This is a genomic window from Falsirhodobacter xinxiangensis (assembly GCF_004959935.1).
Lineage (GTDB): Bacteria > Pseudomonadota > Alphaproteobacteria > Rhodobacterales > Rhodobacteraceae > Falsirhodobacter > Falsirhodobacter xinxiangensis.
Genome location: NZ_SMYN01000004.1, coordinates 271,588 through 284,832, shown reverse-complemented (window position 1 = coordinate 284,832; position 13,245 = coordinate 271,588). Strand labels below are relative to the sequence as shown.

At 66.0% G+C, this 13,245-nt stretch carries 15 protein-coding genes; 11 read left to right on the top strand and 4 right to left on the bottom strand.

Features of this window, described 5'->3' with window-relative positions; genetic code table 11:
* Nucleotides 1–117: 117 nt before the first annotated feature.
* The 4 genes from E2K76_RS07365 to phnN are packed head-to-tail and all read left to right on the top strand — an operon-like array spanning nucleotide 118 to nucleotide 2,903.
* On the top strand, nucleotides 118–966 hold the full coding sequence (locus tag E2K76_RS07365) for an alpha-D-ribose 1-methylphosphonate 5-phosphate C-P-lyase PhnJ (protein WP_136683636.1): 849 nt from the start codon (nucleotides 118–120) through the stop codon (nucleotides 964–966).
* Entirely contained in the window at nucleotides 966–1,721 is a 756-nt protein-coding gene (gene phnK, locus E2K76_RS07360) for a phosphonate C-P lyase system protein PhnK (protein WP_136683635.1), read from the top strand. The genes E2K76_RS07365 and phnK overlap by 1 nt, the downstream gene beginning before the upstream one ends.
* Before the next feature lies 1 nt (nucleotide 1,722).
* Nucleotides 1,723–2,376: a phosphonate C-P lyase system protein PhnL gene (gene phnL / locus E2K76_RS07355; RefSeq protein WP_136683634.1), complete on the top strand. Its 654-nt coding sequence runs from the start codon at nucleotides 1,723–1,725 to the stop codon at nucleotides 2,374–2,376.
* Nucleotides 2,373–2,903: a phosphonate metabolism protein/1,5-bisphosphokinase (PRPP-forming) PhnN gene (gene phnN, locus E2K76_RS07350; protein WP_136683633.1), complete on the top strand. Its 531-nt coding sequence runs from the start codon at nucleotides 2,373–2,375 to the stop codon at nucleotides 2,901–2,903. Before phnL ends, phnN begins: the two co-directional genes overlap by 4 nt.
* On the opposite strand, the gene E2K76_RS07345 is transcribed toward phnN, so the two are convergent.
* Nucleotides 2,885–3,529 (bottom strand): DUF1045 domain-containing protein, encoded by a 645-nt coding sequence (locus E2K76_RS07345; RefSeq protein ID WP_136683632.1) that lies wholly within the window; start codon nucleotides 3,527–3,529, stop codon nucleotides 2,885–2,887. The genes phnN and E2K76_RS07345 overlap by 19 nt on opposite strands.
* A 79-nt stretch (nucleotides 3,530–3,608) precedes the next feature.
* Between E2K76_RS07345 and E2K76_RS07340 the strand changes: the two genes are divergently transcribed.
* Both E2K76_RS07340 and E2K76_RS07335 read left to right on the top strand, forming a co-directional pair.
* Entirely contained in the window at nucleotides 3,609–4,742 is a 1,134-nt protein-coding gene (locus E2K76_RS07340; RefSeq protein ID WP_136683631.1) for an alpha-D-ribose 1-methylphosphonate 5-triphosphate diphosphatase, read from the top strand.
* Nucleotides 4,743–4,925: 183 nt separating this feature from the next.
* Nucleotides 4,926–7,346, top strand: coding sequence for a glucose/quinate/shikimate family membrane-bound PQQ-dependent dehydrogenase (locus E2K76_RS07335; protein WP_136683630.1), 2,421 nt, complete (start codon nucleotides 4,926–4,928; stop codon nucleotides 7,344–7,346).
* Nucleotides 7,347–7,403: 57 nt separating this feature from the next.
* On the opposite strand, the gene E2K76_RS20975 is transcribed toward E2K76_RS07335, so the two are convergent.
* Together E2K76_RS20975 and E2K76_RS07330 are read right to left on the bottom strand one after the other, a co-directional pair.
* On the bottom strand, nucleotides 7,404–7,535 hold the full coding sequence (locus E2K76_RS20975; RefSeq protein ID WP_281280705.1) for a hypothetical protein: 132 nt from the start codon (nucleotides 7,533–7,535) through the stop codon (nucleotides 7,404–7,406).
* A 94-nt stretch (nucleotides 7,536–7,629) separates the two neighbouring features.
* Nucleotides 7,630–8,130, bottom strand: a complete 501-nt coding sequence (locus E2K76_RS07330; protein ID WP_136683629.1) for a sigma-70 family RNA polymerase sigma factor — start codon at nucleotides 8,128–8,130, stop codon at nucleotides 7,630–7,632.
* A 95-nt stretch (nucleotides 8,131–8,225) separates the two neighbouring features.
* Between E2K76_RS07330 and E2K76_RS20285 the strand changes: the two genes are divergently transcribed.
* The 5 genes from E2K76_RS20285 to E2K76_RS07310 all read left to right on the top strand — a co-directional run bounded on the left by E2K76_RS20285 (nucleotide 8,226) and on the right by E2K76_RS07310 (nucleotide 11,138).
* The gene (locus E2K76_RS20285) at nucleotides 8,226–8,402 is read left to right on the top strand and encodes a hypothetical protein (RefSeq protein ID WP_169053233.1); all 177 of its coding nucleotides are present in this window, start codon (nucleotides 8,226–8,228) and stop codon (nucleotides 8,400–8,402) included.
* A 156-nt stretch (nucleotides 8,403–8,558) separates the two neighbouring features.
* Complete coding sequence (locus E2K76_RS07325; RefSeq protein WP_136683628.1) at nucleotides 8,559–9,053, top strand: type III secretion system chaperone family protein; 495 nt, start codon at nucleotides 8,559–8,561, stop codon at nucleotides 9,051–9,053.
* Nucleotides 9,054–9,079: 26 nt separating this feature from the next.
* Complete coding sequence (gene proC, locus E2K76_RS07320) at nucleotides 9,080–9,883, top strand: pyrroline-5-carboxylate reductase (protein ID WP_136683627.1); 804 nt, start codon at nucleotides 9,080–9,082, stop codon at nucleotides 9,881–9,883.
* Nucleotides 9,880–10,212 carry a tRNA-binding protein gene (locus E2K76_RS07315; RefSeq protein ID WP_136683626.1) on the top strand — a complete coding sequence of 111 codons (333 nt, stop codon included), beginning with the start codon at nucleotides 9,880–9,882 and terminating at the stop codon, nucleotides 10,210–10,212. Before proC ends, E2K76_RS07315 begins: the two co-directional genes overlap by 4 nt.
* Entirely contained in the window at nucleotides 10,209–11,138 is a 930-nt protein-coding gene (locus tag E2K76_RS07310) for a 2-hydroxyacid dehydrogenase (protein ID WP_169053232.1), read from the top strand. Before E2K76_RS07315 ends, E2K76_RS07310 begins: the two co-directional genes overlap by 4 nt.
* On the opposite strand, the gene E2K76_RS07305 is transcribed toward E2K76_RS07310, so the two are convergent.
* Nucleotides 11,135–13,243, bottom strand: coding sequence for a 3-hydroxyacyl-CoA dehydrogenase NAD-binding domain-containing protein (locus tag E2K76_RS07305; protein ID WP_136683625.1), 2,109 nt, complete (start codon nucleotides 13,241–13,243; stop codon nucleotides 11,135–11,137). The genes E2K76_RS07310 and E2K76_RS07305 overlap by 4 nt on opposite strands.
* Between the last annotated feature and the right edge of the window lie 2 nt (nucleotides 13,244–13,245).

Sequence of the window (13,245 nt, the reverse complement as noted above, 5' to 3'; positions counted from 1 at the left end):
GGCCCCCACCCTACCGCTTACGCGGCCACGCCCAGAACGCCATCCCGCCGATACCGGCGATCAGGCCTGCAAAAAGCCATTCCATAGGTTCCTCCCTCTCTCCTCCGAGGATCGAGTATGAACGCGCGCCAAAAGAATACAACAGAATACAATTTCGCCTATCTGGACGAGGATACGAAGCGGATGATCCGCCGCGCGCTGCTGAAGGCGGTCGCGATCCCCGGCTATCAGGTGCCCTTCGCCAGCCGCGAGATGCCGATGCCTTACGGTTGGGGCACGGGCGGGGTGCAGGTCACTGCCGCCTGCCTGACCCCGGACGATGTGCTGAAGGTCATCGACCAGGGCGCGGATGACACGACGAACGCGGTATCCATCCGCAAATTCTTCCAGCGCACTGCCGACGTCGCCGTGACGGAAGCCACGCAGGACGCCACCATCATCCAGACCCGCCACCGCATCCCCGAGGCCGCCCTGACCGAGGGCCAGATCCTCGTGTTTCAGGTGCCGATCCCGGAACCGCTGCGTTTCCTCGAACCGCGCGAGACCGAGACCCGCAAGATGCACGAGCTGGAGGAATACGGCCTGATGCATGTGAAGCTTTATGAGGACATCGCCAAGCACGGCCAGATCGCGACCGCCTATGCCTATCCGGTGAAGGTCGAGGGACGCTATGTCATGGACCCCTCTCCCATCCCGAAATTCGACAACCCGAAACTGTCGGGCAACCCTGCCCTGATGCTGTTCGGCGCGGGGCGCGAGCAGCGGATATATGCCCTGCCGCCCCATACCAACGTCGTGTCCCTCGATTTCGAGGATCACCCGTTCGAAGCGTCCAAGGCGAACCACAACTGCGATATCTGCGGCGCGGGCGACACCTATCTGGACGAGGTCATCACCGACGATCAGGGCAGCCGCATGTTCGTCTGTTCCGACACCGATCATTGCCGCATCCGGCAGGAGGCATGATGCAACCGCTTCTTCAGGTCAAAGACATCCGCAAGACCTATGGCCCCCGCATCGGCTGCACCGATGTCAGCTTCGACCTTTACCCCGGCGAGGTCATGGGCATCGTGGGCGAGAGCGGGTCGGGAAAATCCACCCTGCTGTCCTGCCTTGCGGGCCACGCCCAGCCCGATACGGGCGCGGTGATCTTCGACGGGCGCGACACCGTGACGATGCCGGAACCCGAACGCCGGATGCTGGCCCGCACCGACTGGGCCTATGTCCACCAGAACCCGCGCGACGGGCTGCGGATGGGCGTCAGCGCGGGCGGGAACGTGGGCGAGCGGCTCATGGCCGTCGGCGCGCGCAACTATGGCACCATCCGCGACACCGCGACCGACTGGCTGGGCCGGGTGGAGATCAACGCGGACCGGATCGACGACCGCCCCTCGCAGTTTTCCGGCGGGATGCAGCAGCGGCTCCAGATCGCGCGCAACCTCGTGACCGGGCCGCGGCTGGTGTTCATGGACGAACCGACGGGCGGTCTGGACGTCAGCGTTCAGGCGCGGCTGCTGGACCTGCTGCGGGGTCTCGTCCGCCGCATGGGGCTGTCGGCCATCATCGTCACGCATGATCTGGCGGTGGTGCGTTTGCTTGCCGACCGGCTGATGGTGATGAAGGGCGGGCATGTGGTGGAACAGGGCCTGACCGATCAGGTGCTGGACGATCCGCAGCACGCCTATACCCAGCTTCTCGTATCTTCCGTCCTGCAGGTGTAACATGATCGACGTGCAAAACGTGACCAAGACATTCACCCTTCACAATCAGGGCGGCACGGTGATCCCGGTGATGCAGGGTGCATCGCTGTCCGTGGCGGCGGGCGAATGCGTCGGGCTGATCGGCCAGTCGGGCGCAGGAAAATCGACGCTGATGCGGATGATCTGGGGCAACTACCTTGCCGCCTCCGGCTCCATCATGGTGGCCGGGGTCGATGTGGCCCGCGCCGCCCCGCGCGAGATCATCGCCCTGCGCCGGCACACGATGGGCTATGTCAGCCAATTCCTGCGGGTCGTGCCGCGCGTGCCGACCATCGACGTGGTGGCCGAACCGCTGGACTGCGAGGATGCCCACGAACAGGCCGCCGCCCTGCTGACCCGCCTGCGCATCCCGGAACGCCTCTGGGGCCTGTCGCCCACCACCTTTTCGGGCGGCGAGCAGCAGCGCGTGAACATCGCCCGCGGCTTCATCGCGCCCCGCCCGGTGCTGCTGCTGGACGAGCCGACCGCCAGCCTCGACGCTGCCAACCGCGAAACGGTGATTGCGCTGATCGAGGAGGCGAAGGCCGCGGGCAGCGCCATCATCGGCATCTTCCACGACGAAGGCGCACGCGACCGGGTCTGCGACCGAGTGGTGAACGTGACGAGGTTCGCATGAAGGTCTTTGCCGTCTGCGGCCCGTCAGGTGCGGGAAAGGACACGCTGATCGACGGGGCGCGGGCAGCGCGGCCCGACCTGCACATCGTCCGCCGCACCGTCACCCGCCCCAGCGGTCCCGGCGAAGACGTGGTCGGCGTCACCCCCGAGGAGTTCGCCGCCATCCGCGAGGCGGGCCGCTTCGCGCTGGACTGGCAGGCGCATGGCCTGTGCTATGGCATCCCGATTTCGTCTCTGAAGGCCGCGCAAGAGGGGCAGACGGTGATCTTCAACGTCTCCCGCGCGATGCTGAACCCTGCGTCGGGGGTGTTTCCGGGGCTGCGGGTCATCAACGTCACCGCCTCGGCCAAGGTGCTGGCGCGGCGGCTGGCGGGGCGCGGGCGCGAAACGGAGGCCGATATCGCCGCCCGCCTTGCCCGCGACATCCCCCTGCCCGCCGGGCTGCGCGTCACCACCATCCGCAATGACGGCACGGCGGAAGACGGCATCGCCGCCTTCCTTGCCGCGCTTCAGCCGGTCAGCGCATAGCGGTGGACCAGATGGAATCGCCCGTCCTCCGCCTCGCCGAACAGGCACAGATCCTCGATCACGAAGGGATCTGGCAGGATGGGGGCAAGCACCTGCTCCAGCACCCGTTCCACATCCGCAGGGGCGTCATTGCCGGTCAGCGTCAGATGAAAGCGGAACTCCTCCATCACATAGGGGTAGCCCCACGCATCCAGCAATTCCCGCTGCCTTTCGCTCAGCGCCTCTGGCTTGCGGCGGGCGCGATCCTCGGGCGTCATCGGCGCGCGGAACCTGTCCAGCGCCCGCACGACCTCGGCCGCCAGCGGCTCGGGGTTGATTCCGGGGGTCAGGGCGATGAACCCGCCAATGCGATGCAGATGCAGCGCGCCCAAGGACACGGGCGACAAGCGGGATGCCAGTTCGGCGAGCCCATCCTCCAGCCCCGGCAGCGCGACGAAGGGCGCCTTGATCGTGCCGTGGAAGCCGTATTTGCGCGGTGTGGCCGTGATCGCCGCCACGTCCAGCGGCAGGTCGGGATGCGCCACCTCGCGGCCCGAAACCGGGTCCCATCCCAGCCAGCTTGCGGCGAAATCCGCGAATCTCCCCGCCCGTGGCGCGTAATAGATCGCATAGCGGCGGAATGTCATCGGCCTGTCACCTTCATCCTTCAAGTCCCGCCCCCTCATGTCACCCACGCATGACAAAATCAAAACAAACGAGCCCATCATGACCGAAACGATCCTGACCAACGCCACCCTTGTCCTGCCCGAGAAAACCCGCCGCGGCACGATCGTGCTGAAAGACGGGCTGATCCACGACATCTCCGGCCCCTCGGCGCTGGGCATCGATTGCGAGGGCGACCTGATCGCGCCGGGTCTGGTGGAGCTGCACACCGACAATCTGGAACGGCACATCCAGCCGCGTCCGGGCGTGGACTGGCCCCATGCCGCCGCCCTGATCGCGCATGACGCGGAACTGGCGGGCTGCGGCATCACCACCGTGTTCGACGCCCTGCGTGTCGGATCGGTCCCGTCGGGCAAGCGCGGCGATTACCGGCCCTATGCCCGCCCGCTTGCGTCGGAACTGATCGACCTGCGGGCCAAGGACGCGCTGCGCATCAGCCATTTCCTGCACCTGCGGGCCGAGGTCTGTTCCGAAACGCTGGCCGAGGAGCTTGACGCCTTCGGCCCGAACGACCGCATCGGCATCGTCAGCCTGATGGACCACACCCCCGGCCAACGCCAGTTCCGCGACGTATCGAAACTGGAGCAATATGTGCGCGGCAAGCACGGATTGTCCGAGGAAGGCTTCGCCGAACATGTCGCCGGGTTGCGCGCGTTGCGCGAAAAGAACGGCACGCTGCACGAGGAAAAGACCGTCGCCTTCGCCAACCGTCTTGGCGCGGTGCTGGCCAGCCATGACGACACCACGGCGGACCATGTCGCGACCTCGGCCGAATATGGCATCCGGCTGGCCGAATTCCCCACCACGATGGAGGCGGCCCGCGCCTGCCACGACCACGGCATTGCGGTGATGATGGGCGCGCCGAACGTGATCCGGGGCGGCTCGCATTCGGGCAACGTCTCGGCCCGCGAATTGGCCGAGGCGGGGCTGCTGGACATCCTGTCGTCCGATTACGTGCCGGGCGCGCTACTGCTGGCGGCAACGCAGCTTGGCGATCTGTGGGAGGATATGGCCCGCGGCATCGCGACCGTCACCGCCGCCCCTGCCCGCGCGGCGGGTCTTGCCGACCGGGGCCGGATCGAGACGGGGCTGCGCGCCGACCTGATCCGCATGCGCCGCGTCGAAGGCGCGCCGATGCTGCGCGGCACATGGGTGCGTGGGAACCGCGTCGCCTGATCTTGCCATCTCGGCGAATTCCTGCCTCAATGCCCGCACGCCCAAGTGGCGCGCGGGAAGCCTGTCTTTCCGCCTGACGCACCCCGGTCGGCTTCCATTTCGGCGGAACCCTGCCAAGGCCTTCTGCGTATATTCGTCGCGCCCCCTTGCGGGCGCCTCTCGGAATGACAAAGGGACAGCGGAATGATCGCGTTCACAACAATCCTGTTCGGGCTGGTCGGCATTGCGCTGACCGGGCTTGGCGGATGGCTTATCGCGGAAGGCGGCAGTCCCGCCTTCCTGATTCTGGGGCTTGCGGTCCTGCTGACGGCGGTGCTGATCGCCCTGCGAAAGGCGGCGGCGCTGTCCGTCTATGCCGTGACGCTGATTGCATGGCTTGCCTTCGCGGTCTGGGAAGCGGGCTTCGACTGGTGGCGTCTGGCGCCCTATGGCGGCGTGATGGTGCTGCTCGGCATCTGGCTATGGCTGCCCTTCGTGCGCAACCGGCTGTGGTCGGGTGGATATGCCTCGCGCGATGCGGTGATGACGGGGCCGGGCAAGTACAAGGGCCAGCGCACACCGGGCCTGCCCATCGCGCTGGCGGTTCTGGCGACCGTCGCCGTCGCCGTCTATGCGATGTTCCAGGACCCTACCGACATCGCAGGCGAGCTTCCGACCGAGATCGTGAACGAGGCTCCCGCCTTGGGCAACGAGATGCCCGATGGCGACTGGCACCAGTATGGCCGCACGAATTACGGCCAGCGTTATTCGCCGCTGGCGCAGGTCACGCCCGCCAACGTCGCGGATCTGCAAGAGGTCTGGCGTTACCAGACCGGCGACGTGAAACGCCCCGATGACGTGGGCGAGACGACCTATCAGGTGACACCGCTGAAGATCGGCGACCGGCTGTATGTCTGCACGCCGCACAACATCGCCATCGCGCTGGACGCGGCGACGGGGCAGGAAATCTGGCGCTTCGATGCCAATTCCGGCATGAACCCCGACCGCCAGCACCAGACCTGCCGTGGTGTGACCTATTGGGACATGGCGGACATGCCCGCCCCGGCCCAGACCGCCGTGCCGACCGCGCCCACAACGCCGGAGGCCCCCGAGGCCTGCCCGACTCGCGTCTATCTGCCCACCGCCGATGCGCGCCTGATCGCGCTGAACGCTGAAACCGGAGAGGTATGCGAAAGCTTCGCCGATGGCGGCACCCTGCGGCTGGAAGCCGGGATGCCCTACAACCCGGCGGGCTATTACTATTCGACCTCTCCGCCCGTGGCCGTGGATGGCAAATTGATCATCGGCGGGGCGGTGAACGACAACTTCTCGATCTACTCGCAGTCGGGCGTGATCCGCGCCTTCGACATCGCGACGGGCGAATTGCTGTGGAACTGGGACAGCGGCAACCCCGAGGACACCTCCCCCATCGACATCGCGGGGGGCGAAACCTACAGCGCCAACAGCCCGAACTCGTGGTCGGTGTTTTCCGTCGATGAGGAGCGGGGGCTGGTCTATATCCCGCTGGGCAACCAGGTCCCGGACCAGCTTGGCATGGGCCGGTCCGAAGCGGTCGAGGCGCATTCGTCTTCGATCGTTGCGCTGAACGTCGGCGATGGCCAGCAGGAATGGGTGTTCCAGACCGTCCACCACGACCTGTGGGACATGGACGTGCCCGCCCAGCCGGTGCTGATCGACCTGACCGTGGACGGCGCAAGCGTTCCGGCGCTGGTCGGTCCGACGAAACAGGGCGACATCTATGTCCTGAACCGCGAAACGGGTGAGCCGATCCTGCCCGTGACCGAGGAACCCGCCCCGGGCGGCGCCATCCCCGAGGATTTCACCGCCGAAACCCAGCCCACCTCGGCCCTGTCCTTCAAACCCGCAACGCTGCGCGAGGCGGATATGTGGGGCATGACCATCTTCGACCAGCTCATGTGCCGGATCGAATTCAACCGCCTGAACTATGAAGGGCGCTATACCCCGCCGTCGCTGGAAGGGACCATCGTCTATCCCGGGAACTTCGGCACCTTCAACTGGGGCAGCGTCGCGGTGGACCCCGAACGTCAGGTGATGTTCGGGATGCCGACCTACCTCGCCTTCACCTCGCGTCTGGTGCCCCGCGCCGACATCCCGCCGAAGGGCGCGGGCGAGACGGCCAGCGAACAGGGCCTGAACCGGAACGAGGGTGCCCCTTATGGCGTCGTCATGGGTCCGTTCCTTGGCGCCTTCGGGGTTCCCTGTCAGGCCCCGCCATGGGGTTACGTCGCCGGTGCGAACCTTGCGACGGGCGACGTGGCGTGGAAGCACAAGAACGGCACCGTCCGCGACATGACCCCGCTTCCCCTGCCTTTCGCGATGGGCGTGCCGGGCATCGGCGGTCCGATCATCACCAAGGGCGGCGTCGCCTTCCTTGGCGCAGCGGTGGACGATTACCTGCGCGGATACGATCTGACCACCGGCGACAAACTGTGGGAGGCACGCCTGCCTGCGGGCGGCCAGTCCACCCCCATGACCTATGAGGTGGACGGGCGGCAATTCGTGCTGATCGTCGCGGGCGGGCATGGCTCGGTCGGAACCAAGCCGGGCGATTATGTCATCGCCTATGCGCTGCCGGAAAATTGACGCAAAAGGGCGGCACGGGTGATCCCCGTGCCGCCCCCTGTCATTCTGTCGGATGCGTCAGCCGATCCAGGCCAGTGCCACCCCGACCAGGACCGCGACGCCCGCGATCAGGCAGATGTAGGGCAGGCTCATCGCCTCGGGCGAACAGTCGTGCCCGTCGCGCTTGGTATCCCGGGACATTCGGATCATGACGGAACCTCCTCGCTTCGAATCCACAACTTCTGCGTGGCCCCTTCTGTTCCACGCGACGATGCCGATGTCGTGAATCGTCCGTGTGACAGCGTCAGATGGCGTCGACGCCCAGATCCTCGATGATCATCTGGCGGGCGCGGTTGACGCGGCTTTTCACCGTGCCGATGGCGCAGCCGCAGATCTCGGCCGCGACCTCGTAACTCTCGCCCAGCATGACGACCAGAATGATCATCTCGCGGTAATGGGGCGGCAGGCGGTCCACGGCGGCCATCAATTCGCGGCCCCGGACATACCATTCCTGCGTCGCCTGCGCGACGGGCGCGCCGGACACGCAATCCTCGCCGCCGGTGGCTTCGCGTGCGCGCACCTTCACGTTGGTGAGGAAGGTGTTGCGCATGATGGTGAAAAGCCACGCCCGCAGACGCGTTCCCTCTTGAAACTTGTCAATGTTGCCAAGCGCCTTTACCAATGTATCCTGAACCAGGTCGTCGGCATCGGCGGCGTTCTTGCACAAGGCTCGCGCATAAGCGCGCAGCGCGGGAATGAGGTCCAGCACATCGGGAACGACTTTCCCATGGTTTCGCTGATCCATCCCGCAACGCCCTCGCTGTCTGGTAACTGCGGGTCAACGTGACGTTAACGCTTCGGTTCCCCATTGGGGAGCATTCAGCAGGGGAAATCCGCCAGATGACGCAACCTGCCGACATGCAGATCGAAACGGATGTGGACCGGCTGTCCGCCGACCTGCTCCGCGCGATCGAAGCGGAACCTGTGCCCGAACGCATCGCGGAACTTGCCCGGCAACTGCAGATTGCGCTTGAAGCCCGCATCGCCGCGCGCGAGGCGCTGGAAACCCCGCGATAGTTTTCCACAAGAGATTCGCGCGCATCCACAGATTACCGATTCACATGCGCGGCCCCAATATCTAGTATGATTCGCAAGCGGGCTTCACGCCCGGTGGGCGAACACGCCCGCTTCTGGTGGCAGCAGCCGCCGGGCAAACGATATCAGGGGCCGCCAATGTCAATCTCGGAACATTTCGACGAACTGCATCCGATCGACATGGTCGAGACGTTGGCCCAACATCACGAATGGGACTTCGACCGCATCGCCGACGATCAGATCGCCATGCAGGTGACCGGCCAGTGGCGCACCTATTCGCTGACGCTGGCATGGTCGCATCGGGACGAGACGTTGCGCCTGATCTGCACCTTCGAGATGGAGCCGCCCGCCCACCGCATTCCGCAGCTTTACGATGTCGTCAACCGCTGCAACGATCAGGTCTGGACCGGCGCCTTCACCTTCTGGGAGGAGCAACGCCTGATGGTCTGGCGTTACGGTCTGCTTCTTTCGGGGGGGCAGCTTGTCGGGCATGAACAGATCGACCGGTTGATCCGCGATGCCGTCACGGCAGCGGAACGCTATTACCCCGCATTCCAGATGACGACATGGGCGGAACAGGCGCCGGAAATGGCGATGAAGGTCGCCATTGCGGAGGCTTACGGTCACGCCTAACCTTCCCCCGGAAAAAGGGGAAAGCGATGGATCTGAACGAGGTGAGCCGCCGTGGACTGGTGCTCTTGGGCTGCGGCAAGATGGGATCGGCCATGCTGGCGGGCTGGCTCGGGCAAGGACTGCCCGCCGTCTCGGTCCACGTCACGGAACCGAGGCCGTCGGACTGGCTGACCGGGACCGGGGTGCGCCTGAACGGCGATCTGCCCGACGATCCCGCCATCGTTCTGATCGCGGTAAAGCCGCAGATGATGGCCGATGCCCTGCCCGGCCTCAGATCCCTTGGCGGCGGCAAGACCCTGTTCCTCAGCGTCGCGGCGGGCATTTCCATCGCCACCTACGAGGCGATGCTGGGCGCAGGCACGCCGATCATCCGTGCCATGCCCAACACCCCCGCCGCCGTCTCGCGCGGGATCACCGCGCTGATCGGCAATTCGACCGCCACCGCCGCGCATCTGGATCTGGCCGAAGGGCTGCTTTCCGCGGTGGGCGAGACCGTGCGCCTTTCGGACGAGGCGCAGATGGATGCGGTCACCGCCGTCTCCGGCTCCGGCCCCGCTTACGTCTTTCACATGATCGAGGCGCTGGCCCATGCCGCCGAGGCGGAAGGCCTGCCGTCCGACCTTGCCATGCGCCTTGCCCGCGCGACCATCACCGGTGCGGGCGAGCTTGCCCACACCGCCCCGGACAGTGCCGAACAGTTGCGCGTCAACGTCACCTCGCCGGGCGGGACGACCGCCGCCGGGCTGGCGGTGCTGATGGCCGAACTGCCGGACCTGATGCAGCGCACCGTCCGCGCAGCCGCCGACCGCAGCCGGGAGCTTGGCAAATGATCACCTATGACGATTTCGAGAAGGTCGACATCCGCGTCGGCCGCATCACCCGCGCGGAACCCTTCCCCGAGGCGAGGAAGCCCGCCTTCAAGCTCTGGGTCGATTTCGGCGGCGAGATAGGTGAAAAGCGGTCCTCGGCCCAGATCACCAAACACTACACCCCCGAGGGTCTGATCGGGCGGCAGGTGCTGGCCGTCGTGAACTTCCCGCCCCGCCAGATCGGCAAGGTCATGTCCGAGGTTCTGGTCCTCGGGATGCCGGATGCCGATGGCGAGGTCGTGCTGGTCGGTCCCGGCCATGATGTTCCGCTTGGAGGCAAGCTGTTTTGAAAACCCTGCTCATCACCCGCCCCCTGCCCGAAGAAGTGGTGGAGGCCGCCCGCGCCGCCTATGCCGTGACGGTTCGCGAGGATACGTCGAACCTGTCGCGAAACGAGATGCTGGCCGCCTTGGCCGGGTATGACGCGGTCCTGTGCACTCTGGGCGACCGTTTCGATGCAGAGACGTTCAAGACCCCGCCCCGCGCGAGGATGCTGGCCAATTTCGGCGTCGGCTACAACCACATCGACGTGACGGCGGCGGCGGAACATGGTGTCATCGTCACCAACACCCCCGGCGCGGTGACCGATGCCACCGCCGACATCGCGGTGACGCTGATCCTGATGACGGCGCGCCGTGCGGGCGAAGGGGAACGTCTGCTTCGCGCCGGCAAGTGGGAGGGTTGGCACCCGACGCAGCTTCTGGGCACCCATGTTTCGGGCAAGCGCCTTGGCATCATCGGCATGGGCCGCATCGGTCAGGCCATCGCGCATCGCTGCCACCACGGCTTCGGGATGGAGGTGCTGTTCCACAACCGCTCGCCCAAGGACCACCCCTTTGCGCGGCAAGCCGAGATGGACGAGGTGCTGGCCGCCGATTTCGTGGTCATCGCCGTGCCCGCATCCCCCGCGACGAAGCATCTGATCGGGGCTGCGGAACTGGCGAAGATGACCGGCATCCTCATCAACATCGCGCGCGGCGACATCGTGGACGAGGCGGCGTTGGTGACGGCGTTGCAGAACGGGCTTAAAGGTGCGGGTCTGGACGTCTATGAACGCGAGCCCGAAGTCAGCCCCGAACTGCTGACGATGGAGAATGTGACGCTGCTGCCCCATCTGGGCACCGCCGCGCTGGATGTGCGGACCCAGATGGGGTTGATGGCGGTGGACAACCTCCTCGCCTTCGCCAAGGGCGAGGAGCCGCCGAACCGCGTCTAGTAGAACGTCGCGCCGGATGCCGCCTTCTCGCGCAACAGCGCGGGAACGGCGAAGCGGTCGCCCTCCAGCCCGTCGCAGATCTCGGCGGCGCGGGCTGCGCCCATCATGTCCAGCCACGAGAACGGCCCCCCCGTCCACGGCGCGAACCCCCAGCCGAGGATCGCGCCCACGTCGCCTTCGCGGATGTCCGTCAGCACGCCGTCCTGCAAGGCACGCACCGCCTCCAGCACCTGAACCATCATCAGACGGTGCTGCACCGTTTCCAGATCGGGCCGCGCGTCACCCTCCAGCCCCGACCACAGGCCAAGCCGCTTGCCGTCTGCATAATCGTAAAAGCCCGCGCCGGCCTTCTTGCCCAGACGCCCCTTCTCGGCCATCGGGAACAGGATCGCATCCACGGCATCGTCGGGATAGGCGTCGCCCATCGCGGCCTTGGTCGCCTTGGCGATCTTCACGCCCAGTTCTAGCGAAATCTCGTCCACCAGTTGCAGCGGGCCAAGCGGCATCCCCATCAGCTTGGCCGCATTCTCGATCAGCGCGGGGGATACGCCCTCGCCCACCATGCGGATGCCTTCGTTGATGTAGGGGATGATGCAGCGGTTGGCATAGAAGAACCGCGCGTCGTTCACCACGATCGGCGTCTTGCGGATCTGGCGCACGAAATCCAGCGCCTTGGCGACGGCTATGTCACCCGTCTGCCTGCCCTTGATGATCTCCACCAGATTCATCTTCTCGACCGGGCTGAAGAAGTGGATGCCGATGTAGCGGTCCGCGTTGTTCGCCGCCTTGGCCAGTTCGGTGATCGGCAGGGTCGATGTGTTGGTGGCGAAGATGCCCGCGCCTTCGGCCTTCTTCGTGACCTCGGCCTTGACCTTCGGGTCCTCGAACACCGCTTCGACGATCAGGTCGCAGCCCTCCAGCGCGGCGTAATCGGCGGTGGGGGTGATCCGCGCCAGAACCTCGGCCTTCTTGTCGGCGGTGACCTTGCCGCGCTTCATGCCCTTGTCCAGAACACCCTCGGCATGGGCGCGGCCACGCTCGGCGGCCTCGGCCGTGCTATCGACCAGCACGACCTCGATCCCGGCATTGGCGGCGACATAGGCGATGCCCGCGCCCATCATCCCCGCGCCGATCACGCCCAGCCTTTGCACCTTCTGATCCGGCGCCTCGGGACGGTTCGCGCCTTTCTCCAGCGCCTCCTTGTTGATGAACAGCGTGCGGATCATCGCGCTGGAGCTGGGGTTCATCAGCACCGAGGTGAACCACCGCGCCTCGATCTTCAGCGCCGTGTCGAAGGGAACCAGCGCACCCTCATAGGCCGCCGACAGCAGCGCCTTGGCGGCAGGATACACCCCTTGCGTCTTGCCGTTCACCATCGCGGATGCGCCGACATAGGTCATGAATCCGGCCGGGTGATAGGGTGCGCCGCCGGGCATCTTGTAGCCCTTGGCGTCCCACGGTTTCACGATATCGGGTTCCGACAGTACCCATTCCTTGGCGCGGGCCAGCAGGTCCTCGGGCGGCACCACCTCGTCGATCAGCCCCGCCGCCTTGGCATCCTTGGGCGAGGACAGCTTGCCCTCCAGCAGAAACGGCGCGGCCATCATCGCGCCCATCTTGCGCACCAACCGCGTCGTGCCGCCCGCGCCGGGGAAGATGCCCAGCAGGATCTCGGGCAGGCCGATCTTGGCCTTGGGATTGTCGGCGGCGATGATTCGATGGCAGGCCAGCGGAATCTCGAACCCGATCCCCAATGCCGTTCCCGGCAGCGCCGCGACGATGGGCTTACCGCCTTTCAGCGTCTTGGGGTCGATCCCCGCGCGTTCGATCCGGCGCAGGACGCCGTGCATGTCCATGACCCCGGCAAAGATCGTCTCCGCCCCGCCTTCCTTCATCTTGGCCAGCACGTTCAGGTCCATCCCGCCCGCGAAGTCCTTCTTGCCCGAGGTCAGCACGATGCCCTTCACGTCGGGATCGGAAAGCCCCCTGGCGACCAGCCCATCCAGATCGGCAAAGCCCTGCATCGACATGACGTTCATCGACTTGGCCTGAAGATCCCAGGTGATGACCGCGACGCCATCTTCGACCGCATACGAAAAATCCATGC